The following is a 22179-nucleotide window of genomic DNA, read 5'->3' as shown; positions in this document are numbered from 1 at the left end:
GGGGGGGAGTGCCTCGGCGCCGAGGCGCGGCAGCGGTGAAGCCGGGGCGATGCAAGGGTGCGGCTAAAGTCACGCATGGAGTGCCCGGGCGCTGCAGCGCAGCCCTGCGGCTTTCTTCCATTCGAGACTGCTTCACCCCTTCAAGGTTCACCATGACGCTTCATTTCAGCATCGGTCCCCTCGTGTCCCTGATCGCCGGCATCCTGATTCTGGCGATGCCCCGGCTGCTCAACGTGATCGTCGCGCTCTACCTGATCGTGATGGGCATCCTGGGGCTGGTGGGCATGCACAACCTGCGCTTCTGACGGGCCGAGCCGGCCCGCCAGGCGCGGAGCCGGTCAGCGCTTCTTCTTCTGCACCTTCGACGGCGTGCCGCCCTTGCGGCTGGTGGACGACGACGAGGTGTGGTGCTTGGCCGGCGCGCGCGCGCTGGCGGCGGGCGTGGCCTTGCCTCGGGCGGCGGTCTGCTTCACGTCGGCGGAGGGCACCCGGGCGACCACGGCCGAGTTGAGCCGCACCGGCAGGTACATCACGACGGACTCGCCGTTCTTGAAGCTCGCGTTCTTCTTCACGTCGTTCCAGTCGGCGACGTTGTCCACGCTGACCCTGTAGCGCCGAGCGATGCTGGCGACGGTTTCGCGCTTGCCGGCGCGCACGGTGGTGCGGCGGGTGACGATCTCGGGCGTGAACGCCAGCTGGCCGTTGTCGGCGATCTGGCTGGAGACGTCTTCCACCGTGGTCGTCGCGCGCGGCACCATCAGGGCCGAGCCGGCCTTGATCAGCATGCGCGGCGGAATGCCGTTGACCGCGCGCAGGTCGGCTTCGGACATGCCCACGCGCTGGGCTGCGGCGGCGGGGCTGAGGTTGGTGGGCGCGGTCCAGACCGTCCAGCTGGCGTACTGGCCTTCGGAATGCGCTTCGAGGTTCTTGCGGAAGACCTTGGCGTTGTCCCAGGGCAGCAGGATCTTGGGCGTGCCGGCTGCGAAGATCACCGGCTTGTGCAGCGAGGGGTTCAGCGCGCGGAAGTCCGATTCGCGGATGCCTGCCAGGCTGGCGACCAGCGACACGTCGATGTCGTGGGTGATGTCCACCACCTGGAAGAAGGGGTGGTTCTCGATCAGCGGCAGTTCGGTGTGGAACTCATCGGGATGGGCGACGATGTTCTTCACGGCCTGCAGCTTTGGCACGTAGAGGCGCGTCTCGGCCGGCATGTTCAGGTCGGTATAGCTCGTGCCCAGGCCGGCCTTCTGGTTGCGCGCGATGGCGCGGCTCACGTTGCCTTCGCCCCAGTTGTAGGCGGCGAGGGCCAGATGCCAGTCGCCGAACATGCCGTAGAGCTTCTGCAGGTAGTCGAGCGCGGCCTTGGTGGAGGCCAGCACGTCGCGGCGGTCGTCGCGGAATGCGTTCTGCTTGAGGTCGAAATAGGTGCCGGTGGCGGGCATGAACTGCCACATGCCGGCGGCCTTGGCGCTGGAGACGGCCTGCGGGTTGAAGGCGCTCTCGATGTAGGGCAGCAGGGCCAGCTCGGTCGGCATGCCGCGGCGCTCCAGCTCTTCGACGATGTGGAAGAGGTACTTGCTCGAACGCTCCGTCATGCGCTGCATGTAGTCAGGGCGGGAGGCATACCACTGCTCGCGCTCGGTCACCAGATCGTTCTGCAGATCCGGCATGGCGAAGCCGCGGCGGATGCGGTCCCAGAGGTCGGCAGGGGCGGAGAGCGTCGCCACTTCTCGGCTGGAGGCCTTGGCGGCGGTGATGGGGCGCAGGGGCCCCGAAGGTATCTGAGCGGTGGTGCTGGCAGCGACGCTGCCGTCCTTGTTGCCCGCAGCGGCGGCCGTGTGGGTGGTGGTGCCGGTGGAGGCGCAGCCGGTCAGCCACACCAGGCTGGCGACAGCCAGGATTTTCAGGATCTTCATCGGAACTCGTTTTTCCATTGGCGCAGCGCTGCCAGCACCTGGACGGCATCGCCGGGATCGACGCTGGCGTCGAAACCGCATGCCGCCTGGGCCACGGCCGCTTCGCGGGTGCGCAGGAAGGGGTTGATGTTGCGCTCGGTCGCCAGGCGCGAAGGCAGCGTGGGCCGGCCTTGCGCGCGCAGGGATTCGCACTCGGAGAGGTAATGGAGCAGGGCCTGGTTACCCGGTTCCACGGCCTGCGCGAAACGCAGGTTCGAAAGTGTGTATTCGTGGGCGCAGCAGACCAGCGTGTCGCCGGGCAGGGCGGCCAGGGTGTCCAGCGAGGCCTGCATCTGCGCGGGCGTGCCTTCGAAGAGCCGCCCGCAGCCGCCGGAAAAGAGCGTGTCGCCGCAGAACAGCACGGGCGAGGCGGCCTCCACCGGGCCGGTCGCTCCGGCGGCGCCGGGCACGGCGGGGCAGTAGTAGGCGATGTGGCCGCTGGTGTGGCCCGGCACGTCGAACACCTCGAAGCGCAGGCCGTTCAGCACCGTGGCCGCATCGCCCTGGGCCATGCGGGCGACGGGCTCGGGCACTGCTTCGTGCGCGGGGCCGTGCACCACGGCGCCGGTGGCTTCGCGCAATTCACGTACGCCGCCCGTGTGATCTGCATGGTGGTGCGTGACTAGAATCGTCTGCAATCGCAGTCCGGTGCGGCGCAGGGCTTCGATGACGGGCGCTGCGTCACCCGGGTCCACAACGACCGCATCCTGCGCGTCGTGCAGCATCCAGATGTAGTTGTCGGCGAAGGCGGGCAGCGGCAGCAAGTTCATGAGCGACGAAATTATAAGTTTGCACCGTTGGTTCGACTCCCCCCCCGGCCGTTACCTGCTGGCGTGGGAGCAAGAGCAGCATGATGAATTGGTCGCCGACCTGTTCGGCTACCACGCGGTGCAGCTGGGCATGTCGGGCCTGGAAGGCCTGCGCACCAACCGCATGCCGCACCGCTGGCTGGCCCTGGGCGAGGCGGAATCGCGTCTCGAGCCCGAGCCTGGAGCACCCGCGCAGCGCGCCCATCTGCTGGCCGATCCCGTGGCGCTGCCGTTCGAGCCGGCCAGCATCGACCTGGTGCTGCTGCCCCATGCACTGGAGCTCAGCGTCGATCCGCATGCCGCACTGCGCGAGGTGGAACGGGTGCTGGTGCCCGAAGGGCGGGTCGTCATCAGCGGCCTCAATCCGTGGAGCCTCTGGGGCTTGCGCCAGCGCCGAGCGCGACTCTACCAGCGCTTCGGCGGCGGTGGTGATCTTTACTTGCCCGACGTGGGCGAATTCATCGGCCCGGGGCGCGTGCGCGACTGGCTGCGGCTGCTGAACTTCGAGGTGGATACGTTCAGCTTCGGCTGTTACCGCCCTGCGGTGCGGCAGGACCGCTGGCTGGAGCGTTTCGACTGGATGGACGGCCTGGGCGCGCGCTGGTGGCCCATACTCGGGGCCGCCTACACGGTGGTGGCGATCAAGCGGGTGCATGGCATGCGCCTGCTCGCCGCGCCCTGGCGCCATGCGGCCAGCAAGGCCGCAGCGCCCGTGCCGGTGGCGCAGCGCCGCCGGCGCTGAAGCCGGCCGCTTCCGTTCTTTCCGCAGCCGGGCAGGGCCCGAGGCCGCTGGTTTGCCTGTTGGCTGCTTTCTTTCCCGAATCCGATGGAGTGTGTTGTTTGAATCAGGTGGTGATCTATACCGATGGGGCGTGCAAGGGCAACCCCGGGCCCGGTGGCTGGGGCGTCGTGCTGCGCTCGGGCGCGCTGGAAAAGGAACTGTTCGGCGGTGAGCTGGACACGACCAACAACCGCATGGAACTGCTGGCGGTGATCGAGGCGCTGGCGGCGCTCAAGAAGCCCTGCGCGGTGACGCTGTTCCTCGACAGCCAGTACGTGCGCAAGGGCATCACCGAATGGGTGCAGGGCTGGAAGAAAAAGGGCTGGCGCACCGCGTCGGGCCAGCCGGTGAAGAACGTGGAGCTGTGGAAGCGCCTGGACGATCTGGTGGCCACGTCAGGCCATGTCATCGACTGGCGCTGGGTCAAGGGCCATGCGGGCGACCCCGGCAACGAGCGGGCCGACGCGCTGGCCAACAAGGGCGTGGACAAGGCGCTGGGGCGCTGATCCTCGAGCGCCCGGCCTGAGCGCCGGCTTCAGGCCGCGGCCGTGATGCTCTGCAGCGCCTCGTGGATGCTCTGCGCATCCTGCGGGCGCACCAGCCGGGCCACTTCCTGGCCGTCGCGCAGGAAGACCAGCGTGGGCCAGAGCTTGACGCGAAAGCTCCGGCCCAGGGGCTGGCCGGGGCCGTCTTCCACCTTGAGATGCGCGACCTCGCCGCGGTCCTCCAGCGCCTGCTGGATGAGCGGCTGCGCGCGCTGGCAGTGGCCGCACCAGGGCGTGCCGAATTCCAGCACGGTGGCGCCGCTGGTCTGGTCCACGGTGTCGCGGGTGGGCGGTTGCACGAGATGGCGTTCGGCGAAAGGCATGCGTTTCTCCTCTCCTGAGGGCGTGGGGTGGCAGACCCTGCTTCATAAATGGCCCGGGCGGGCCGGCGGTGTCAGACGGCGCCGTCGAACATCATCACATCCACCGTGTCGCCGGCCGCGACGTGGCCCTGGCCGTGGTGCAGCACGATAAGCCCGTTGGCCTGCACCATGGAGCTGAGCACGCCCGAGCCCTGGTTGCCGGTGGTGCGCACCTGCAGCGTGCCGCCCGGCGCGGTGGAGACCCAGCCGCGCTGGTATTCGGTGCGGCCGGCCTTCTTGCGGATGGGTTCGGTGCTGACGGCACGCAGCAGCGGCTGCGCGCCGGCGCTGCTGCCCATCATGCGCAGCAGGGCGGGGCGCACGAAGGCGAGGAAGGTCACCATCACCGCCACCGGGTTGCCGGGCAGGCCGAAGAGCACGGCGCCGTTCGCCCCGGGCGCTGCCGCGGCGAGGCGCCCCACGGCCATGGGTCGGCCGGGGCGCATGGCGATGCGCCAGAAGGCCACGTCGCCCAGTTGCTTCATCATGGCGCGGGTGTGGTCGGCCTCGCCCACGCTCACGCCGCCGCTGGTGATGACGGCGTCGGCGCGTGCGCCGGCCTCGCGGAACGCGGCCTCCAGCTGCGCGGGCTGGTCGGGCACCACGCCCAGGTCGATCACTTCCACGCCCAGCCGCGTGAGCAGGCCGAAGACGGTGTAGCGGTTGCTGTCGTACACGGCGCCTTCGCGGGGCGGCTCGCCCAGGCTCAGGATCTCGTCGCCGGTGGAGAAATAGGCCACGCGCAGGCGGCGGAACACGGTGGCGCGGGCCAGGCCCAGGCTGGCCACCAGGCCCAGCGCGGCGGGCGTGAAGACGCTGCCCTGCGCCAGCGCCACGCGGCCTTCCATCAGGTCTTCGCCCATCAGGCGGCGGTTGTCGCCGGCGCGCAGCACGTCGGCGGCGATGCGGATGCGGCCATCGCCATCGGCGGTGGTGAATTCCTGCGGCACCACGGTGTCGAGCCCGGCGGGCATGACGGCGCCGGTCATGATCTTCACGCACTCGCCGGGCGCGACGGTGCCGGCCCAGGCCTTGCCTGCCAGGGCCGTGCCCACGCAGCGCAGCGCCAGCGGCTCGCCGGCGCGCAGCTGCGCGCCGTCGAAGGCATAGCCGTCCATGGCGGAGTTGTCGTGCGGCGGCACGCTCAGGGGCGAGACGATGTCCTGCGCCAGCACGCGGCCGAGCGCCTCGAAGATGCCGACCTGCTCCGTCTCGGCGACGGGCTGCACCAGCCGTTCGAGAAAGTCCTGCACGCCGGCGGCGCTGAGCGCCTGCGGGTCGTAGCCCTGCAGTTCGGCGGCGATCTGGGCGAGGGTTTTCATGGCGGCGGGCGGATGGGTGAGGGCCCGGGCGTTCACGCGGCGGACTCCAGCGCGCGCAGCTCCTCGGGCGTGTTGGCGTTGCGGAAGGCGAGCGGGTCGTCGTCCGGCTGGTCGAAGGGCACGATGGCGCAGGCGTGCTGCGCGGTCCAGCGGTCGATCTTGCGGCCACCGGCCTGGGTGAACTGCACCAGGCTTTCTAGCAGCGACACGCGCAGCAGGCAGAACACCGGCTGCGGCCGCAGCACGGTGGCGCCGGTGGCGGCGTCGGTCTCGGGCGCGGCGGCCATGGCGATGTCGGCGTCCTGCGCCTGGGCGGCGGCGGCCAGGCGCGCGGCCAGGTCGTAGGGGAAGAGGGGGGTGTCGCAGGGCACGGTCAGCAGCCAGCCGGTTTCGCAGCGCTCCAGCCCGGTCAGGAAGCCGGCCAGCGGCCCGGCGTAGTCGGCCAGCCCGTCGGGCCAGACCGGCGTGCCGAAGGCCTCGTAGGCCGCCAGGTTGCGGTTGGCGTTGACCAGCGTGTGGCCCACCTGCAGCTGCAGGCGCATGAGGGCGTGCAGCGCCAGCGGCAGGCCGCGGAAGTTCTGCAGGCCCTTGTCCACGCCGCCCATGCGGCTGCCGCGTCCGCCGGCGAGGACCAGGCCGGTGATGTCTTCTGGGTCGATCATGAGGAGGGGCTCGTTCGGTTCGTCGCTGTCTGAAAGAGAGAGGGGGCGCAGGGGCCGGGCGCCTGTTGTCTGTTGCGGTGCTGCTGTGCTGCCGTGTGCTTCAGCCGCCGATGTAGCTCATCTCCACGCGGCGCCGGCCCGTGCCGGCGGTGGGGGCGTCGGGCGGCAGCTGGCTGCGCAGTTCGGAATAGCGGTCGCTGCGCTGCTGCCAGATGGGGGCGATGGCGGCGGCGATGGCCTCGTCGCTGGCGCCGCCGCGCAGCAGGCTGCGCAGGTCCCAGCCCTGGGTGGCGAAGAGGCAGAGGTAGAGCTGGCCTTCGGTGGACAGGCGCGCGCGGTTGCATTCGCGGCAGAAGGCCTGGGTCACGCTGCTGATGACGCCGACCTCGCCCAGCGCCGCATCGTGGCGGCCCAGCGCGTCGGCATAGCCCCAGCGGGCCGCGGTTTCGCCGGGGGCGCTGGCTTCGAGCGGCACCAGGGGCAGCTGCTCCTGCAGCCGGGCGATCAGCGTGGCCGAGGGCAGCACCTCGTCCATGCGCCAGCCGTTGGTGGCGCCCACGTCCATGTATTCGATGAAGCGCAGCGTGACGCCCGTGCCGCGGAAGTGCCGGGCCATGGGCAGCACCTCGTGGTCGTTGGTGCCGCGCTTGACCACCATGTTGACCTTGATGCGGTCGAAGCCCGCGGCCTGCGCGGCATCGATGCCGGCCAGCACGTCGGCGACGGGGAAGTCCACGTCGTTCATGCGGCGGAAGACGGCGTCGTCCAGGCTGTCGAGGCTCACCGTGAGGCGGTCCAGGCCCGCTTCCTTGAGCGCCCGGGCCTTGCGCGCCAGCAGCGAGCCGTTGGTGGTCAGCGTGAGGTCGGGCGCGCGGCCCTCGGGCGTGCGCAGCGTGGCGAGCTGCTCCACCAGCCGTTCCAGGTTCTTGCGCAGCAGCGGCTCGCCGCCCGTGAGCCGGATCTTGCCCACGCCGTGCGCGACGAACTGGCGCGCCAGGCGCGTGATCTCCTCGAAGCTCAGCAGCGCCGAATGGGGCAGGTAGGCGTAGTCCTTGTCGAACACTTCCTTGGACATGCAGTAGCCGCAGCGGAAGTTGCAGCGATCGGTCACGCTGATGCGCAAATCGCGCAAGGGGCGGCCCAGCGCGTCGGCCAGCCGGCCCGTGGGCAGGCCGGCCGCGCCCGCGGGCACGGTGGGCGCGCGCATCGCAAGGCGCTGGTCCACGAGGGGAATGACACGTTCAGCCATGCGGCCGATTCTGCCGCATGGGGGCTGCCCGCTGGGCGTGGCGGGCTTTGTCGCGAGGGGGCGATCCGGGAGGGCGGAATTCCCGGTTTTCCGGCGCGATGCCGGGGCTGCTCAGACGCAGCGCGCGCCGTCCACTTCGATGCAGGTGCCGCTGATGAAGGCTGCCTCGTCGCTCGCCAGGTAGAGCGCTGCGTTGGCCACGTCGAGCGCGGTGGAGAAGCGGCCCAGCGGAATGCTGGCGAGAAAGCGGGCGCGGGCCGCGTCGTCCACCGGGCCGCCCGCGAATTCGGCCGCCAGGCCCGTGTCGGGGTTGAACACCGGGTTGATGCAGTTCACGCGGATGTTGTCCGGCCCCAGCTCGGCCGCCATCGACTTGCTGGTGGTGATGACCGCGCCCTTCGATCCGTTGTACCAGGTCAGTCCGGGCCGGGGCCGCAGGCCGGCCGTGGAGGCGATGTTGATGAAGCTGCCGCCGCTGCCGCCCGGGTTGGCGCGCATGGCCGGCACGGCGTGGATGGCCGAGAGGTAGAGGCTCTTGACGTTCACCGCATAGACCTTGTCGAAGTCCGTCTCGCTCACCTCCAGCATGGGGCGGTTGCGGTGCGTCCAGCCGGCGTTGTTGACCACCACGTCCAGCCGGCCGTGCAGGCGCAGGGCGACTGCGACCAGGGCGCGCACGTCATCCGAGCGCGTCACGTCGCCCTGCACGAAGGCGGCTTCACCGCCCGCGGCCTGGATGGCCTCGGCCACGCGCTGGCCCGCCTCGGCGTTCAGGTCGTTGACGACGACCCGTGCGCCTTCGGCCGCGAGGCGGCGGGCGATGCCTTCGCCGATGCCGCTGCCGGCGCCGGTGACGAGAACGGATTTATGGGCGAGGCGCATGGGGTCTCCTGTGTGCGGGGATGGTGATTGCTATGCTTTTCGTAGCTTATGGCGCAGGCGGAATGAGGGCTGCGGGCCGATTCCATCCTGCGCGGCGGCGTTCTGGGCGCCAGCCCACTATAGCCAGCGTGGGCTTTTCTGGCATTGACTGGCTTTATTGATAATAATTATCATTTGCAAATATGATGGGGCGAAACGCAGGGCGCCGCGCTTTCTCCGGAGCCCGCGTTCCGCGCCGCTGCGGCGCCCCCGCCGGGGCGTTCGCGCTTCGTTCGTTTCCCTGTTCCAGAAAGTCCTTTGCCATGCCCTACACGCTGCCCGCACTGCCTTATGCCTACGACGCGCTCGAACCCCATATCGACGCCAAGACCATGGAGATCCACCACAGCAAGCACCACCAGACCTATGTGAACAACCTGAACGCGGCGCTGGAAGGCACGCCCCATGCGGGCCAGAGCGTGGAGGCGCTGGTCGCCGCCATCGGCCAGCTGCCCGAATCGCTGCAGACGGCGGTGCGCAACAACGGCGGCGGCCATGCCAACCACAGCCTGTTCTGGACGGTGATGTCGCCCCGGGGCGGCGGCCAGCCCGCGGGCGAGCTGGCCCGCGCCATCGACGCCGACCTGGGCGGCTTCGATGCGTTCAAGGAGGCCTTCACCAAGGCCGCGCTCACGCGCTTCGGCAGCGGCTGGGCCTGGCTGGTGGTCACGCCGCAGGGCCGGCTGGCGGTGGAGAGCACGGGCAACCAGGACAGCCCGCTCATGCCCGGCATCGCCTCGGGCCACACGCCCATCCTGGGGCTGGATGTGTGGGAGCACGCCTACTACCTCCAGTACCAGAATCGGCGCCCCGACTACATCGCCGCCTTCTATAACGTGGTGGACTGGGCCGAGGTGGCGCGGCGCCACGCCCAGGCCCTGGCCGCAGCGCGCGGCTGAAGGGCTCCGCGAACGCTGCCTGCCCGCTCTTCCGATCCCGCCATGCCCCCTGCCGGAGCCCGCCCCATGACCCCTGACGACGCGACCTCGCCCCGCCATGCCGGCCCCATCCGCTGGCCCGCCCGCCGGTGGCTGGGCGTTGCCATCGCCGTGCTGGGGCTGGTCGCGCTCACGCTGCAGTTCTCGGCCTATCTGCAGGCCAACGAGCATGTGGCGCAGGCCTGGCAGGGCGGGCTGGTCGCGGCGCTGGCGACGGCGCTGGGCACGGTGCCGGTGATGTTCTCGCAGCGGCTCTCCGACAAGGTGCAGGACACGCTCTTCGGCTTCGGCGCCGGGGTGATGCTGGCGGCCAGCTCGTTCTCGCTGATCCTGCCCGGGCTGGAGGCGGCCCGGTCGTCGGGCGCCGGCCCCTGGGCGGCGGGCGGCACCATCGGCGCGGCCATCCTGCTGGGCGCGCTGGCGCTGCTGGTGATGGAGCGGCTGCTGCCGCACGAGCATTTCATCAAGGGCGCCGAAGGCCAGCCCGCGCGCACGCTGCAGCGCACCTGGCTCTTCGTCTTCGCCATCGCGCTGCACAACCTGCCCGAGGGGCTGGCCATCGGCGTGGCCTATGCGGGCTCGGGCAGCGTGGGCGGCAGTACGCTCACGGCGGGCATCGCCATCCAGGACGTGCCCGAGGGGCTGGTCGTCGCCGTCGCGCTGCTCGCGGCCGGCTACCGGCGGACGGTGGCGGTGGGGCTGGGCATGGCCTCGGGGCTGGTCGAGCCCATCGGGGCGGTGCTGGGCGCGGCGGTGGTCAGCGCATCGGCCATGCTGCTGCCCTGGGGGCTGGGCTTCGCGGCGGGGGCGATGCTGTTCGTCATCAGCCACGAGATCATTCCCGAATCGCACCGCAAGGGCCATGAGGCCTGGGCGACCGGCGGGCTGATGATCGGCTTCGTCACCATGATGCTGCTGGATACGGCGCTGGGCTGAGCCGGTCCGCCGCTCCGCAGGGCGGGGTGGCGCCAGGATCGGCATCGAAAACGCCTGCAGCCCAGGCCAGACAAGCGCCAGCAGCTATCGAAAGCGTAGCGAGTGGTGCTTGTGAGTGGTGCTTGTTCAACCGTGCCGTATCGCTACCGTCTTGAGCGTGGTGAAGCCGTAGAGCGCCTCGAAGCCCTTCTCGCGCCCGTGGCCGCTCGACCGCACGCCGCCGAAGGGCAGCTCCACACCGCCGCCCGCGCCGTAGTTGTTGATGAACACCTGCCCGGCACGGATGCGCCGCGCCATGCGCAGCTGGCGGGCGCCGTCCCGCGTCCACACGCCGGCCACCAGGCCGAAGGCCGTGCCGTTGGCCAGTTGCACGGCTTCGTCCTCGCCCTCGAAGGGCAGGGCGGCGAGCACCGGGCCGAAGACCTCTTCCTGCGCCAGCCGGTGGCCGGGCGGCACGTCGCGCAGCAGGGTGGGGGCCTGGTAGAAGCCGGTCTCCGGCGCCAGGTCCACCACCGTGCCCTGGGCCACCATCGGAATGCCGGCGACCTGTGCGTCGGAGAGAAAGTCCCACACGCGCTGCTGCTGGCTCTGGCGGATGAGCGGGCCCAGGTCCAGGTCCATGGCGGCGGGGCCCACGCGCAGCGCCTCGAAGGCCCTGCCCAGGCGCTCCAGCAGCGGCTCGTAGATGGCCCGCTCGATCAGCACGCGCGAGCCGGCCGAGCAGGTCTGCCCGGCGTTCTGCACGATGGCGTTCACCACGGCCGGCACGACGGCGTCCAGGTCGGCATCGGCGAAGACGATCTGCGGGCTCTTGCCGCCCAGCTCCAGCGTCACGGGGCAGTGCCGCTCGGCCGCGATCTGCTGGATCAGCGTGCCCACGCCGGGGCTGCCGGTGAAGCTGATGTGGTCGATGCCCGGATGCCGCGCCAGCGCATCGCCCGCCTCATGGCCGTAGCCGGTCACGATGTTGAGCGCGCCCGCCGGAAAGCCTACTTCGGCCGCGAGCTGCGCCACGCGCAGCAGCGAGAGGCAGGCGTCTTCGGCGGGCTTGACCACGCAGGCATTGCCTGCCGCCAGCGCCGCGCCCACGCTGCGCCCGAAGATCTGCATGGGGTAGTTCCAGGGCACGATGTGGCCGGTCACGCCGTGCGGCTCGCGCCAGGTGAGCACGCTCGTGCCTTCCACGTAGGGAATGGTCTCGCCGTGCAGCTTGTCGCAGGCGCCGGCATAGAACTCGAAGTAGCGCGCCAGCGCCAGCGCGTCGGCGCGGGCCTGGCGCGTGGGCTTGCCGCAGTCGCGCTGCTCGATGGCCGTGAGCTCGCTGGCGTTCTCGGCCACCGCGTGGGAGAGGCGCATCAGCAGCCGGCCGCGCTCCGCGGGCGCCAGCTTGTGCCAGACGGCGTCGTAGCACTGGCGCGCGGCGTGCACGGCGGCATCGATGTCTTCCGGCGTGCCGCGCTGGATCTCGTCGTACTGCGCCCCGTCGGACGGGTCGATGACCGCGATGGTGCGGCCCGAAGACGAGGGCACGGGGGCGTTGGCGATGGAGTGGAACTGCATGGTGGCCATTGTGGCGGGGCTGGCGGCCCTGACACAATCAATGCACCATGCCAAAGCCCGACATCTTCCTGCGTGCCCCCTGGTGGCTGGCTGCGGCCAGCGCCGTGCTGCTGGCCGGCTGCGCCGCCACCCAGACCCCGCTGCAGCCGCCTGCGCCCGTGCCGCACGATGGCCCCGCCGTGCCCGCATGGCACGCGCCGGCCTTCGACCCCGCCGCCGAGCCCGCGCCCGTGGCCACGGCCTGCCCCTCCGAGGTGCCCCGCACGGCCCGCTGCTTTGGCGGCCGCGACTCCGCCGGCGCTTATTACTACATCGCCGTGCCCCAGGATTGGCAGGGAACCCTGGTGCTGCACGATCACGGTGGGCCCGAGCTGGGCGCGCCCAAGGCCGAGCGCACGGTGGACGACCTGAACCGCTGGGCGGTGATGGTGCGCGCGGGCTACGCCTGGGCCGGCTCCACCTACCACCAGGGCGGGGTGGCGGTGCGCGATGCCGCGGCAGATTCCGAACGGCTGCGCCGCATCTTCAGCCAGTACATCGCCGTGCCGCGCATCACCGTGCTGCACGGCCAGTCCTGGGGCGCCAGCGTGGCCGCACGCCAGGCGGAGCTTTTCACCGAGCAGACCGTGGGCCGCCGGCCCTACGACGCCGTGCTGCTGACCAGCGGCGTGCTGGGCGGCGGATCGCATTCCTACGACGTGCGCACCGATCTGCGCGCCGTCTATCAGTACCTCTGCCACAACCACCCGCGGCCCACCGAGCCGGCCTATGCGCTCAACCTGGGCCTGCCGGCGGGCGTGCACATGTCGCGTGCCGACCTGAAGGCGCGCGCCGACGAGTGCCTGGGCCTGGACCGGCCGGCCGCGCAGCGCACGCCCGCGCAGCAGGGCCGCGTCGAGACGCTGGAGCGGGTGCTGCGCATTCCGGCCAGCGCCATCCTGCCGCACCTCTATTGGGGCACCTTCCACTTCCAGGACATCAGCAGCCACCGCACCGGCGGTGCCAGCCCTTTCGGCAACATCGGCGCGGTCTATGGCGGCTCGGCCGACGACGCGGCGCTCAATGCCGGCGTGCCGCGCCTCGCGGCCGACCCCGTGGCCTACGCGCGCTTCGCGGCAGACACCGACCCCACGGGCCACATCCCCGCGCCGGTGCCGGTCTTGAGCGTGAAATGGATCAGCGACCCGACGGCCTTCGCCGAACTGGACGCGCAGTTCCGCTCCACCATGGACCGCGCAGGCAGCGGCGGCCGGCTGGTGCAGACCTTCACCCGCCAGGGCACGCACAGCTACATCAGCGATCCGACCTACGTGGCCCTGATGGGCGCGCTGCTGGACTGGTCCAGCAAGGGCGACAAGCCCACGCCCGAGGGCGTGGCCGCGCGCTGCCGCTCGGCCGAAGCGCGCTTCGGCGCCGGCTGCACCTTCGAGCCGGCCTATGTGCCCGCGCCGCTCGCCACCCGCGTGCCCGAGCGCCAGCGGCCCTGAGCCTCGGCCGATTGCCGGGCCCGGTCGCCTAGAATCCGGGCCACCCGGCTCTGCCGGGCCGCTCGGGAAGGCGCACGCGCGCCGCCGGGGGCCTGGCGCAGCCGCCGCCGTTTTCACCCATCACTACGCGAGATCGCATGTCCCTGAACAACGTCAAACCCGGTAAGAACCTGCCCGAAAACTTCAACGTCGTGATCGAGATCCCGATGGAATCGGACCCGATCAAGTACGAAGTGGACAAGGAATCCGGCGCCATCTTCGTGGACCGCTTCATGACCGCGGCCATGCACTACCCCACCAACTACGGCTACGTGCCGCAAACCCTGTCCGGCGACGGCGACCCGGTGGACGTGCTCGTGATGACGCCCTACCGCCTGCCCCCGGGCGTGGTCATTCCCTGCCGCGCGCTGGGCATCCTGAAGATGGAAGACGAGTCCGGCGTGGACGGCAAGGTGCTGGCCGTGCCCACCGCCAAGATCCTGAAGGCCTACGCCAAGATCCAGTCGCTGGACGACGTGGAGCCGATCAAGCTCAAGGCCATCTCGCACTTCTTCGAGCACTACAAGGACCTGGAAGAAGGCAAGTGGGTCAAGGTGCTGGGCTGGGACGGCATCGAAGCCGCCCACAAGGAGATCACGGACGGCGTGGCCGCCTACCAGAAGACCCTGGGCTGAGCCCCATACTGCTGGCCTTGCCGTACAACCCGCTGGTGACAGGCCAGCGGGTTTTTTTATTGCACTGCGCAATCCAGGTTTTTCAGTTATGTCACCGGGTGTAACAGAAAATGATATGCTGACGGACCTGGGGCGTATTGCGCGCCTGCCCATCTGAAGGATTTGCCTGCCATGTCGTCGTTCAATCTCTCCCAGCGCTCCGCTGCCGGTGCTGCTGCTGTCAACGCACCCGCCGAGTTCCTGACCTTCCGCCTGGGTCAGGAGGAGTACGGAATCGACATCCTGCGCGTGCAGGAAATCCGCTCCTACGAACAGCCCACGCGCATGGCCCATGCGCCCGAGTTCATCAAGGGCGTGATCGACCTGCGCGGCGTGATCGTGCCCATCGTCGATCTGCGTGTGAAGCTGCACTGTCCCCAGGCCGACTACACCGACTTCACCGTCGTCATCATCCTGAACGTGGGTGGCACGGTGATCGGCGCCGTGGTGGATGCGGTGGCCGACGTGGTGGCGCTGGCGGAAGAAAGCATCAAGCCCGCGCCCCAGTTCGAGAGCCAGATCGACGCCGCCTTCGTGCGCGGCATCGCCACCGTGGGCGAACGCATGCTGATCGTGGTGGACATCGAATCCCTGCTCAGTGGCTCCGAAATGGGCCTCGTGCGTTCCGTCGCCACGGCCTGAGCGGGCCCGGCGGTTCGGCGGCGCTCTCCGCAGCGCGCCGCGGCTGCAGATGCACGTCGCCACTGGAAGGCGCTCCATCGCGGAGCGCCTTTTTGCTTTTGGGGGCCAGGTCAGCGCGAAGGCCGCCTGGCGGCCTGCGCTGGCAAGCCTCAGCCGGGCTCGCGCCGGAACGGGCTGCGCGCCTGCAGGTGCTCCAGATAGTTCGAGACCCCTTCGCCTTCGCGCTCCAGAAAACGGTCCACCGCCTCGGCGAAGGCCGGATGGGCCAGCCAGTGGGCGCTGCTGGTCTGCACCGGCAGCAGGGCGCGCGCCATCTTGTGCTCGCCCTGCGCGCCGCCCTCGAAGCGCTGCACGCCGTGCGCGATGCACCAGGCGATGGGCTGGTAGTAGCAGGCCTCGAAATGCAGGCAGTCCACGCGTTCGATCGCGCCCCAGTAGCGGCCGAAGGCCACCTCTGCGCCCGCTGACGGCGAGCCTTCGGCATTCGCCGCGCCCGGCCCCACGCCGATCAGGCTGCAGGCGATCGGGGTGCCCTCGCGCTCGGCGATGAACAGCACCCAGGCCTCGGGCATGTCGCGCTCCATGCGGTGGAAGAAGTCGCGCGTGAGGTAGGGCGGGTTGCCGTGTTCCAGGTAGGTGCGCTCGTAGCAGCGGTAGAAGAAATCCCAGTCGGCCGAAGCGATGTCCGCGCCCCGCGCCCAGCGGAAGCCGACGCCGGCCTCGGCCACGCGCCGCCGTTCCTGGCGGATCTTCTTGCGCTTGTCCTGCGAGAGGGAGGCGAGGAAATCGTCGAAGTCGCGGAACGGCCTGCCGGGCGCATCGGCTGCCCCTGGGGCATCGGCGGGAGCGCTATTCTTCCAGTGGAACTGCACCGTGTGGCGCAGCATCAGGCCCGCCGCCTGCGCGGCCTGCAGGTCTTCCTGCGCGCCGAAGAGCAAGTGCAGCGACGAAAGCTCCGACTCCTCGCACCAGGCCAGCACGCCCTGCAGCAGCGCCAGCCGGTCCGGCGCGCTGCGCGCGAGCAGGCGGGCGCCGGGCACGGGCGTGAAGGGCACGGCCACGACGGCCTTGGGGTAGTACTCCAGGCCGTGGCGCGCATAGGCGTCGGCCCAGGCCCAGTCGAAGACGTATTCGCCGTAGGAGTGCGGCTTGGCGTAGAGCGCACAGGCGGCGCGCAGTTCGCCGTCCAGCCAGAGCGTGAAGACAACGGGCGTCCAGCCGGTGGCGGGCGTGGCGCTGCCGCTGTCGTGCAGGGCGGCCAGATAGGCGTGGCGCAAGAAGGGCGTGGGGTGGGGCTGCGCGGCCAGCAGGGCGTCCCACGCGGCGGCATCGACCTGCGCCGGGTCGGCGTCGATGCGCAGGGTGTAGTCCGGCCCGGCAGGGGCGGGCCGGGCGGGAGCGGTGATGGGTCGGTGTGGCAAGAGCGGCGGCTTTCTTCTGGGGGCTTCGGGCCGCCCGATGGTGCCACCAGATCGAAGACACCGCGCGTCGCCCGACCTTGAACACGGTCCCGGCGCGCGGGGCCGTCCGCCGCAGGCGTCAGCCGACCGCGCTGATGTTCTTGTCCTTGGCGATCCGGGTCCAGCGCGCGCGGTCGGCCAGCAGCCGCTTGCGCATCGCGTCGGCGGGCTGGTAGCTGGCGATGGCGCCGACCTGCAGTAGCTTGTCCTTCACTTCCTGGTCGTTGGTGAGGATGTCCTTGAGCTCGCGGTTCAGGCGCGTGATGACCGGCGCCGGCGTGCCCAGCGGGGCGATGAGGCCGCCCCAGGAGTCGAAGTCGAAACCGGGGAAGCCTTGTTCGGCGACGGTCTTGACGCCGGGCAGCATCTGCCGGCCGCGCGGCGAGCTGAGGGCGATGGCGCGCAGCTTGCCCGCACGGATGTGCGGCAGTGCGGCCACGAGGTCCGCGAACATCACGCCCAGCTGGCCGCCCAGCAGGTCGGTGACGGCAGGCGCGCTGCCGCGGTAGGGCACGTGCAGCATGTCGAAGCCGCCCAGGTCCTTGAGCTGCTCCATGGCCAGATGGCCGAAGCTGCCGGTGCCGGAGCTGGTGTAGTTCAGCGGCGGCTTGGCGGTCTTGGCCTTGGCGATCAGCGCCTGCAGCGAATCGACGCCGGGCAGCACTTCGGGATTGACCACGATGCCCATCACCAGGTCATAGACGGTTGCCACGCAGAGGAAATCCTTCTCCACGTCGTAGGCGTTGTTGTTGTACATGAGCGGCGCCAGCAGCGCCGGCATGCCGAACATCGAGAGCGTGTTGCCGTCGGGCGCCGACTTGATGAACGAGGCCGTGCCGATGGAGCCCGATGCGCCGGGCCGGTTGTCCACCACGATGGTGGTGCCCAGGCGTTCGCCCAGCTTCTGGGCCGTGATGCGCGCGACCGTGTCGGTGGGGCCGCCGGCCGGGAAGGCGACGACCATCTTGATGACCTTGCCGGGCCAGGCGGTATCGGCGGCGAGGGCGTGCAGGCTGGTGCCGGCCAGGGCGGATGCGGCGCCGGCCTGCAGCAGCTGGCGGCGGCTCAGGCCGTGGGCGGATGAAAGAGGGGGGCGGTGCATGGTTTGTCTCCTGTCGTGTGGTGGGTGGGGCGCTCTTCTCGGCGTTCGGTGATGGTGGCCTGTCGGCGGCCGGGCCGGTGGGCTCCGGCGATCAGGGCCTGGGTGCTGCGGCGGCGTTCTCCAGGCCCTGCAGTTCGCGCAGGATCTCGTCGGTGTGCTCGCCCAGGTGCGGGGGCTGCCTGCGCACGGGCAGGCGCTGGCCGTCCATCATGTAAGGGGGCGCCAGCACGGACTGGGGGCCGCTTTCGGTGTCTTCGTAGCGGTGCAGCAGGCCGGCCGCGCCCGTGCGTTCGGAGGTCAGCGCCTCGTGCATGCCCAGCACTTCGCCGCAGGGAATCTGGGCCTTTTCCAGCCTGGCCAGCAGCTCGCGCCGGCTGAAGGCCTGCAGGGCCTGGCGGACCAGGGGCAGCAGTTCGGCCCGGTGGGCCGATCGCGCGGTGTTGGTGGAAAAGCGCTCGTCGTAGGCCCATTCGGGCTGGCCCAGCACGTCGCGGCACAGGCGCACGAACTGGCCGTTGTTGCCGACGGTCATCACGATGGGGCCATCTGCGGCGTCGAACACGCCGTAGGGCACGATGGCCGGGTGCGCGTTGCCGAACTTGGGCGGATCGCTCGCGCGCAGCAGCGCTTCCATGCCGTAGTAGGAGGTGATCATCACCCCGCAGTCGTAGAGCGCCATCTGCACGTGGCGGCCGCGGCCAGTGCGCTGCCGCTCGTAGAGCGCGGCCAGGATCGCCTGGCCTGCGTACATGCCGGTGAACATGTCCACGGCGGCCACGCCGAACTTCAGCGGCCCCTGGCCCTCTTCGCCGTTCATGGCCATGATGCCGGCCTCGCCCTGCACCACCAGGTCGTAGCCGGGGCGCTGGGCTTCGGCCGTGGTGCGCGCATAGCCCGAGATGGAGCAATACACCAGGCGCGGGTTGGCTGCGGACAGCTCCGCATAGCCCAGGCCGAGGCGGTCGGCGCCGCCGGGCTTGAAGTTCTCGATCACCACGTCGGACTGCGCTGCCAGCCGGCAGGCGACCGCCAGGCCTGCCTCGCCCTGCAGGTCGAGCGTGATGGAGCGCTTGTTGCGGTTGGCGCTGTTGAAGTAGCTGGTGTTGCGTGTTCCGATGCGTACGCCCCAGTCGCGCGTGTCGTCGCCGCGCTCCGGGTGTTCGACCTTGATGACGTCGGCGCCGAGGTCGGCCAGGGCCATGGCGCACATGGGTCCGGCCAGCACGCGCGAGAGGTCCAGCACGCGAAGGCCGGCGAGGGGGAGGGGGGCGGAGGCTCCGGGGTTCATCGATGAGGCGGTGTGGGGCGGTGGATGGGCCTGCGGCGCAGGCATGCCGCCCATTATTCGTAGCCGTTTGAAAATTTACAATCGGCCGAATTTTGTGATGATTGCGCTCATCGGGAGTTAACAATGGATGTGCAAGGACTGAGCCTGCTGGTGGACATCATCGAAGCCGGCAACCTGAGCCGCGCCGCGGCGGCGCTGGGCACCAGCCGGGCCAACGTCAGCCAGCGGCTCAACCGCTTCGAGCGGCAGCTGGGCGTGCAGCTGCTGCGCCGCACCACGCGCGAGCTGGTGCCGACCGAGATCGGCCTCAAGCTCTACCAGCATGGCCTGGCCATGCGGCACGAGGCCAAGGCGGCCGACGAGGCCGTCAGCGGCCTCGGCCGCGGGCTGCAGGGCTCGGTGCGCCTGGGCGTGCCCAGCGGCTACGGGCAGCTGCGCATGTCCGGCTGGCTGAATGAATTCATGCACTTGCATCCCGACATCGCGCTGCACGTCATCTTCAACAACGACATCGAAGAGCTGGTCAAGGGCGCCGTCGATTTCGCGGTGCGGGTGATGGCCGAGCCGCCGCCGCAGCTGGTGGCGCACCGCCTGGGTCCGGTGAGCTACGTGGCCTGCGCCACCGCCGGATTCCTCGATCAGCACGGCCGGCCGACGACGCTGGATGCGCTCAAGCAGCTGCCGCTGATCGCGTCATCCCAGACCAGCGAGCGCCTGCGCACGGCCGGCATCTCGGGCCCCAACCAGCGCATGCCGCCGATCCGCTTCAGGCTGGTGTCGGCCAACTTCCATTGCCTGCTGGGCGCCGTATCGCAGGGGCTGGGCATCGGGCTCATGCCCGACTACATGGTGCAGGCCGCGATCGATGGCGGCGTGCTCCAGCCCTTGCCGCTGGAGCCGGGCACGCTGGACTTCCTGGCGACCGGCAAATTCCTGCTGCACGTGCCCGACCGCTACCAGACCCTGGCGGTGCAGACGTTGATCGGCTTTCTCATCGAGAAGGAGAAGGCGCAGGAGGGGCAAGCCGGAGCGCACCAGCGCCGCCGCCGGCGCGCCGCGACAATCGCGCCATGACCTATCGCAGACCCGTTCCCCTCGACCGCGCCACGCGCCTGCTCAACCACGGCCCCACGGTGCTGGTCAGCGCCGCCCACGGCGGGCGCTCCAACGTCATGGCCGCGGCCTGGAACATGGCGCTCGACTTCATGCCGCCCAAGGCGGCGGTGGTGATCGACAAGGCGACCTTCACGCGCGGCCTGATCGAATCGTCCGGCTACTTCGCGCTCAGCGTGCCCTGCAGTGCGCAGGCGGCGCTGACCACGGCCATCGGCGGCGTGAGCGGCAAGGACGTGGACAAGGCCGCCACCCTGGCGGGCCTGGCCTGGATCGACGAGCCCGAAAGCCCCGCGCCGCTGGTGGAGGGCTGCGTGGCCTGGCTGGCCTGCCGGCTGCTGCCCGAGCCGCACATCCAGCAGACCTACGACCTCTTCCTGGGCGAGATCGTGGGCGCCTGGGCCGACGAGCGCGTGTATTCGGCCGGCCGTTGGCATTTCGAGGGGCACGACGCGCTGCGCACGCTGCACCACGTGGCGGGCGGCCACTACCTGCTGCCGGGCGATTCGGTCGAGGGCGGCGCCGCCGACTGAGCCGGACCCGGATGACATAATGAGCCGAGTTCTTATTCGCGCTCCGCTTCCTTCTCCACGTATGCCATTCGCCATCAGCATCGCCCAGTTCAACTTCATCGTGGGCGATCTGCCGGGCAACGCCCAGAAGATCATCCAGGCCGCGCGCGATGCGCATGCCGCCGGCGCCCGCCTGCTGCTGACGCCCGAGCTGGCCCTGTGCGGCTATGCGGCCGAAGACCTGTTCCTGCGGCCGGCCTTCCTCGCCGCCTGCGATGCGGCCCTGGCCGAGGTGGTGCAGGCATCGGCCGCGCTGGAGGGCCTGGCCATCGTCGTCGGCCATCCCTGCAGCCTGCCCGACGACCCGGCCGGGCGCTGCGCCAACGTCGCCAGCGTGGTGCGCGCGGGCCGCGTCGAGCAGACCTACGTCAAGCAGGAGCTGCCCAACTACCGCGTGTTCGACGAACGTCGCTATTTCACGCCCGGTACCGGCACCTGCGTGTTCGAGGTCGAAGGCGTGCGCGTGGGCCTGCTGATCTGCGAAGACGCCTGGTTCAGCGGCCCGGCACGGCGCGCGGCCGATGCGGGTGCGCAGCTGCTGGTCAGCATCAATGCCTCGCCCTTCCATACCGGCAAGAGCGCCGACCGCGAGCAGATCATGCGCGACCGGGTGACCGAAACCGGCCTGCCCCTGGTCTATGCCCATCTGGTGGGTGGGCAGGACGAGGTGGTGTTCGAGGGCCGCTCCTTCGGCCTGAATGCCGACGGCTTCATCGCCTTCCGTGCCCCGGGTTTCGAGGAAAAACTGCTCTCCGTGCAGGTGGAATCTGCGCAGGGTGCTATTGAATTGAGAGCGGATGTGGCCCCCGTGCCCTCGCTGGAGGCCGATCTCTGGTCCGCCCTGGTGCTGGGCGTGCGCGACTACGTGGGCAAGAACGGCTTTCCCGGCGCCTTGCTGGGCCTGTCGGGCGGCATCGACTCGGCCCTGGTGCTGGCCATCGCGGTCGATGCCCTGGGCGCGGACAAGGTGCGCGCCGTGATGATGCCTTCGCCCTACACGGCCGACATCAGCTGGATCGATGCGCGCGACATGGCCGAGCGCCTGGGCGTGCGCTACGACGAGATCTCCATCGCCCCGCAGTTCGAGGCCTTCAAGGCCGCGCTCGCCAGCGAATTCGCCGGCCTGCCCGAAGACGCCACCGAAGAGAACCTGCAGGCGCGCATCCGCGGCACGCTGCTGATGGCGCTGTCGAACAAGTTCGGCTCCGTCGTGCTCACCACCGGCAACAAGAGCGAGATGGCGACCGGCTACTGCACGCTGTACGGCGACATGGCCGGCGGCTTCGCGGTCATCAAGGACGTGGTCAAGACCCAGGTCTTCGCCCTGGCGCGCTGGCGCAATGCCAACGATCCGTTCGGCACGGGCGCCAGCCCCATCCCCGAGCGCATCATCACGCGCCCGCCCAGCGCCGAGCTGCGCCCGGACCAGAAGGACCAGGACAGCCTGCCGCCCTATGAGGTGCTCGACGCCATCGTCGCCCGCTACATGGAGAACGACGAGCCCATCGAGGCCATCATCGACGCGGGCTACGACCGCGCCGACGTGGAGCGCGTCACCCGCCTCATCAAGCTCAACGAATACAAGCGCCGCCAGGCGCCGGTGGGCATCCGCGTCACGCGCCGCAGCTTCGGCAAGGACTGGCGCTACCCCATCACCAGCCGTTTCCGCGCCTGACGCGGCCGGCCTGCCTGCCTGATCACTCATCCCCAGGGCTCGCGCAGCATCGCAAGGCGCGGCCTGTCTTTTCACTTCCAGGAGACC

The 22179-nt window shown here is 70.2% G+C and carries 22 protein-coding genes; 11 read left to right on the top strand and 11 right to left on the bottom strand.

Going from position 1 to position 22179, the window contains the following annotated elements:
* Positions 1 to 152: 152 nt before the first annotated feature.
* Positions 153 to 305: a DUF3096 domain-containing protein gene (locus BM070_RS01255; protein ID WP_092936792.1), complete on the top strand. Its 153-nt coding sequence runs from the start codon at positions 153 to 155 to the stop codon at positions 303 to 305.
* A gap of 33 nt (positions 306 to 338) precedes the next feature.
* Here BM070_RS01255 and BM070_RS01250 read toward each other — a convergent pair whose 3' ends face one another.
* Both BM070_RS01250 and gloB read right to left on the bottom strand, forming a co-directional pair.
* Entirely contained in the window at positions 339 to 1916 is a 1578-nt protein-coding gene (locus BM070_RS01250; protein ID WP_092936790.1) for a transglycosylase SLT domain-containing protein, read from the bottom strand.
* Entirely contained in the window at positions 1913 to 2725 is an 813-nt protein-coding gene (gloB, locus tag BM070_RS01245; RefSeq protein ID WP_092936788.1) for a hydroxyacylglutathione hydrolase, read from the bottom strand. Before gloB ends, BM070_RS01250 begins: the two co-directional genes overlap by 4 nt.
* On the opposite strand from gloB, the gene BM070_RS01240 reads away from it, so the two are divergent.
* Together BM070_RS01240 and rnhA are read left to right on the top strand one after the other, a co-directional pair.
* Positions 2724 to 3506 carry a class I SAM-dependent methyltransferase gene (locus BM070_RS01240; protein WP_092936786.1) on the top strand — a complete coding sequence of 261 codons (783 nt, stop codon included), beginning with the start codon at positions 2724 to 2726 and terminating at the stop codon, positions 3504 to 3506. The two genes, gloB and BM070_RS01240, sit on opposite strands and share 2 nt — an antisense overlap.
* A 98-nt stretch (positions 3507 to 3604) precedes the next feature.
* Entirely contained in the window at positions 3605 to 4051 is a 447-nt protein-coding gene (gene rnhA / locus BM070_RS01235) for a ribonuclease HI (protein WP_092936784.1), read from the top strand.
* Positions 4052 to 4080: 29 nt separating this feature from the next.
* Here rnhA and BM070_RS01230 read toward each other — a convergent pair whose 3' ends face one another.
* The 5 genes from BM070_RS01230 to BM070_RS01210 form a co-directional block, all read right to left on the bottom strand.
* Positions 4081 to 4413 (bottom strand): thioredoxin family protein, encoded by a 333-nt coding sequence (locus BM070_RS01230; protein ID WP_092936782.1) that lies wholly within the window; start codon positions 4411 to 4413, stop codon positions 4081 to 4083.
* 71 nt (positions 4414 to 4484) lie between these two features.
* On the bottom strand, positions 4485 to 5774 hold the full coding sequence (moeA, locus tag BM070_RS01225; protein WP_092936780.1) for a molybdopterin molybdotransferase MoeA: 1290 nt from the start codon (positions 5772 to 5774) through the stop codon (positions 4485 to 4487).
* A gap of 32 nt (positions 5775 to 5806) precedes the next feature.
* Positions 5807 to 6436 carry a molybdenum cofactor guanylyltransferase MobA gene (gene mobA / locus BM070_RS01220; protein WP_092936778.1) on the bottom strand — a complete coding sequence of 210 codons (630 nt, stop codon included), beginning with the start codon at positions 6434 to 6436 and terminating at the stop codon, positions 5807 to 5809.
* Positions 6437 to 6536: 100 nt separating this feature from the next.
* On the bottom strand, positions 6537 to 7685 hold the full coding sequence (gene moaA, locus BM070_RS01215) for a GTP 3',8-cyclase MoaA (protein WP_092936776.1): 1149 nt from the start codon (positions 7683 to 7685) through the stop codon (positions 6537 to 6539).
* 111 nt (positions 7686 to 7796) lie between these two features.
* Positions 7797 to 8567 carry an SDR family oxidoreductase gene (locus BM070_RS01210; RefSeq protein WP_092936774.1) on the bottom strand — a complete coding sequence of 257 codons (771 nt, stop codon included), beginning with the start codon at positions 8565 to 8567 and terminating at the stop codon, positions 7797 to 7799.
* Positions 8568 to 8869: 302 nt separating this feature from the next.
* Here BM070_RS01210 and BM070_RS01205 point away from each other — a divergent pair, with 302 nt between their 5' ends.
* Positions 8870 to 9505 carry a superoxide dismutase gene (locus BM070_RS01205; protein WP_092936772.1) on the top strand — a complete coding sequence of 212 codons (636 nt, stop codon included), beginning with the start codon at positions 8870 to 8872 and terminating at the stop codon, positions 9503 to 9505.
* A 66-nt stretch (positions 9506 to 9571) separates the two neighbouring features.
* A complete protein-coding gene (locus BM070_RS01200) occupies positions 9572 to 10480 on the top strand; it encodes a ZIP family metal transporter (RefSeq protein ID WP_092936770.1) in 909 nt (302 codons plus the stop codon).
* 126 nt (positions 10481 to 10606) lie between these two features.
* On the opposite strand, the gene BM070_RS01195 is transcribed toward BM070_RS01200, so the two are convergent.
* Positions 10607 to 12040, bottom strand: coding sequence for an aldehyde dehydrogenase family protein (locus BM070_RS01195; RefSeq protein WP_092937288.1), 1434 nt, complete (start codon positions 12038 to 12040; stop codon positions 10607 to 10609).
* Between the two features lie 47 nt (positions 12041 to 12087).
* Between BM070_RS01195 and BM070_RS01190 the strand changes: the two genes are divergently transcribed.
* The 3 genes from BM070_RS01190 to BM070_RS01180 all read left to right on the top strand — a co-directional run bounded on the left by BM070_RS01190 (position 12088) and on the right by BM070_RS01180 (position 14882).
* Positions 12088 to 13527 carry a hypothetical protein gene (locus BM070_RS01190; RefSeq protein WP_092936768.1) on the top strand — a complete coding sequence of 480 codons (1440 nt, stop codon included), beginning with the start codon at positions 12088 to 12090 and terminating at the stop codon, positions 13525 to 13527.
* Between the two features lie 137 nt (positions 13528 to 13664).
* Positions 13665 to 14201, top strand: coding sequence for an inorganic diphosphatase (ppa, locus tag BM070_RS01185; RefSeq protein ID WP_092936766.1), 537 nt, complete (start codon positions 13665 to 13667; stop codon positions 14199 to 14201).
* A gap of 171 nt (positions 14202 to 14372) precedes the next feature.
* The gene (locus BM070_RS01180) at positions 14373 to 14882 is read left to right on the top strand and encodes a chemotaxis protein CheW (protein ID WP_092936764.1); all 510 of its coding nucleotides are present in this window, start codon (positions 14373 to 14375) and stop codon (positions 14880 to 14882) included.
* Positions 14883 to 15031: 149 nt separating this feature from the next.
* Here the strand turns inward: BM070_RS01180 and BM070_RS01175 are convergent, their stop codons facing one another.
* The 3 genes from BM070_RS01175 to BM070_RS01165 form a co-directional block, all read right to left on the bottom strand.
* Positions 15032 to 16303, bottom strand: coding sequence for a GNAT family N-acetyltransferase (locus BM070_RS01175; protein WP_245785063.1), 1272 nt, complete (start codon positions 16301 to 16303; stop codon positions 15032 to 15034).
* Between the two features lie 118 nt (positions 16304 to 16421).
* The gene (locus tag BM070_RS01170) at positions 16422 to 17444 is read right to left on the bottom strand and encodes a Bug family tripartite tricarboxylate transporter substrate binding protein (protein ID WP_092936762.1); all 1023 of its coding nucleotides are present in this window, start codon (positions 17442 to 17444) and stop codon (positions 16422 to 16424) included.
* A 91-nt stretch (positions 17445 to 17535) separates the two neighbouring features.
* On the bottom strand, positions 17536 to 18732 hold the full coding sequence (locus BM070_RS01165) for a CaiB/BaiF CoA transferase family protein (RefSeq protein ID WP_092936760.1): 1197 nt from the start codon (positions 18730 to 18732) through the stop codon (positions 17536 to 17538).
* Positions 18733 to 18855: 123 nt separating this feature from the next.
* On the opposite strand from BM070_RS01165, the gene BM070_RS01160 reads away from it, so the two are divergent.
* The 3 genes from BM070_RS01160 (at position 18856) to BM070_RS01150 (ending at position 22092) form a co-directional block, all read left to right on the top strand.
* Positions 18856 to 19806 carry a LysR family transcriptional regulator gene (locus tag BM070_RS01160; RefSeq protein WP_092936758.1) on the top strand — a complete coding sequence of 317 codons (951 nt, stop codon included), beginning with the start codon at positions 18856 to 18858 and terminating at the stop codon, positions 19804 to 19806.
* Positions 19803 to 20378: a flavin reductase family protein gene (locus BM070_RS01155; RefSeq protein WP_092936756.1), complete on the top strand. Its 576-nt coding sequence runs from the start codon at positions 19803 to 19805 to the stop codon at positions 20376 to 20378. Before BM070_RS01160 ends, BM070_RS01155 begins: the two co-directional genes overlap by 4 nt.
* A 61-nt stretch (positions 20379 to 20439) precedes the next feature.
* Positions 20440 to 22092, top strand: coding sequence for an NAD+ synthase (locus BM070_RS01150; RefSeq protein WP_092936754.1), 1653 nt, complete (start codon positions 20440 to 20442; stop codon positions 22090 to 22092).
* The last annotated feature ends 87 nt before the right edge of the window (positions 22093 to 22179 follow it).

This window comes from Paracidovorax wautersii, from assembly GCF_900113035.1.
In the GTDB taxonomy this organism is placed as follows: domain Bacteria; phylum Pseudomonadota; class Gammaproteobacteria; order Burkholderiales; family Burkholderiaceae_C; genus Paracidovorax; species Paracidovorax wautersii.
This window is presented reverse-complemented; position numbering and strand designations above follow the sequence as displayed.